General features: G+C 33.0%; 3 protein-coding genes and 1 pseudogene. All 4 read right to left on the bottom strand.

Annotated elements, in window-relative coordinates; genetic code table 11:
- Positions 1-50 precede the first annotated feature (50 nt).
- Positions 51-248 (bottom strand): annotated as a pseudogene (locus P9B04_RS23230) (helix-turn-helix domain-containing protein); the annotation flags it as partial.
- A 170-nt stretch (positions 249-418) separates the two neighbouring features.
- Positions 419-880, bottom strand: coding sequence for a transposase (locus P9B04_RS23225; RefSeq protein ID WP_342057333.1), 462 nt, complete (start codon positions 878-880; stop codon positions 419-421).
- A complete protein-coding gene (locus P9B04_RS23220; RefSeq protein ID WP_342057332.1) occupies positions 862-1,275 on the bottom strand; it encodes a transposase in 414 nt (137 codons plus the stop codon). The genes P9B04_RS23225 and P9B04_RS23220 overlap by 19 nt, the downstream gene beginning before the upstream one ends.
- An 83-nt stretch (positions 1,276-1,358) precedes the next feature.
- Positions 1,359-2,039, bottom strand: coding sequence for an IS1 family transposase (locus P9B04_RS23215; protein ID WP_342057331.1), 681 nt, complete (start codon positions 2,037-2,039; stop codon positions 1,359-1,361).
- Between the last annotated feature and the right edge of the window lie 62 nt (positions 2,040-2,101).

The raw sequence follows: 2,101 nt of genomic DNA, 5'->3' as shown, positions 1-2,101 counted from the left end.
TATCATTTTAAACAGATTTTTTCCAGGCTTTTTTCTAACATTCAACATTTCTGATAACTAAGTTTTATCCCCTCAATTCCATTAATAATAAATGCTTGTTTCCATTTACTAATGAAACCGGAACAAACTTGTAAAATATCCATAATTTCCCGGTGTGTGTGGCCCCTCAATGTCATCCTAACAGCAATGGCTCGTTTTAACTCTCTGGGGTCAGGATTTGAGGAGATAAACCCATTTAATTCTTCCATTTTAGTCTAGATTTACTATTCTTTCATTTTCTCACACCTCATTCCTGATTGCTATATGTTTGCATAGACAACAATATATACAAGAGAAAAGTTTAACAAACTATCTCTAACTTAATTGCTATTACAAAATTCTTGCTTAGCCTAAAAATATCTCCGAATCCATTTAATATCTAAGCAATTGCTAATCTTTTAATTATAAGCCTAACAAAACATAGATGAATCTTAGTGTTAGCATTAGCTAAAGTTCTTTCAAAATTTTTAACTAAACTTTTACATCTTTCCATACTCGAATTACTTCTTTCTATTACCCATCTGACCTTAACAGGGACAAAACCTGTTTTCCCTTGTTTTTCTTTTTCCGTTTTTGAAGGTTTAGCAGAAAGTTCAAATTGAATTTTTTTCATGATTTCTGGATAGATTTTTTCTAACTCTTCTTGGATTTTCTGAGGATGATAACCGTTATCGATTAAGATAGTTGTTTTGGGCAATTCACCTGGTTTCAACTTAAAATAATCAATGTTAATAGTTAACATTTCTATTAATCCTTGGTCATCAGAAATGTTAGCTTTGGTACAGTAAGTAAAAAAGCGGATGCGACCCCGCTGAGGTTCCCTCAGCAAGGGAACGCGCACCAAGAAGGAAATCCTAAACTATCTACAGCTAAGTGTCTTTTAATCCCGTTTGTGGCTTTGTAAAAACAAAACCCCCTTGACTTACTCCCTGCATTACAAGTATTTTTTACAGCTTGTGAATCAATAAGTATTAATGTTGTCCATTCTGGTTTTTTATTGATTTTCTCTCTAAGTTGACCATGTAATATTTTCATTATTTCTTCGATTACCCCTTCAACTCTCCACTGTTTGTAATGCCAATAAACTGTAGAGTAAGGAGGAAAATCTTTGGGTAAGTCACCCCAATTACAACCATTTTTAAGTTGATAAAAGATCCCATCTAATATTTCTCTTTTTGTCCAAGTTGGAGGTTTTGTTTTTTTTTCTTGGGTAATAAAGGCTCTATAATCTCCCACTCTCGATCAGTCAAACTACTTGAATAAGTCATTTTTACGTATCTTTTTTCGGTAGTCCCTACAAAGGAGTGCAGGTGTCACTATTAACCATTTTTGGGAATAGGAACTACCAGTAGATATCGCCAATTTAATTGAGCCGTAGTCAATCCCATTTTCATACCTGGGGTAACTTCTTTATATCTTTTTTTGAACTTGATTTTTTCTCCTGTTAAGTCAATTTGTAAACTGCGATGAAATTGACAGTAATTGTAATCAAATAAGTTCAGCCAAAGACTGCGCTCTAAGTTGTTTTTATTTTTACAGTAACCGAGAGTTTTTCTATGTAGATAAGAAATTCTTTGTCTTAATGTTAAATTCAACCTTTCAATATAAGAGGTATTTTGAGTCCCCAGAGGGAAATCTTCTTCTGTCCCTTTTACCCAACATTTCTTAACAGTCTTCAACCTCCTTTTAAATCTTTTTTTGACAATTTGTAAATAGACATAATCTGATTCATCTAGTTGCTTTTCTAACGCATTTTTGTAAGCAGCTAATTTGTCTGTCGTTATTTTTAAAACTTTTCCTTTTGTCCTTTTCCACCAAGCTTTCCAGCCCTTGACTAAACGATTTGCTGTATGATTTGTCCTTGAGCCTAACTCAAAATTAACCCAAAACTTGTTATTGGCTTCTAATGTAATAAAGACCCAAAGTTGCTTTTTCTTCTTTTTCAAATAAGACCATAATTCATCCATTTGTAGATAGAGAAGATTCAAGGCAATCCCCAAGCACACAAATTCCAGAAATGTTGAATGTCTTTAGAAAACTTTACATATCAAATTAGACTAAC

Source organism: Crocosphaera sp. Alani8 (assembly GCF_038442745.1).
In the GTDB taxonomy this organism is placed as follows: Bacteria; Cyanobacteriota; Cyanobacteriia; order Cyanobacteriales; family Microcystaceae; genus Crocosphaera.
This window is presented reverse-complemented; position numbering and strand designations above follow the sequence as displayed.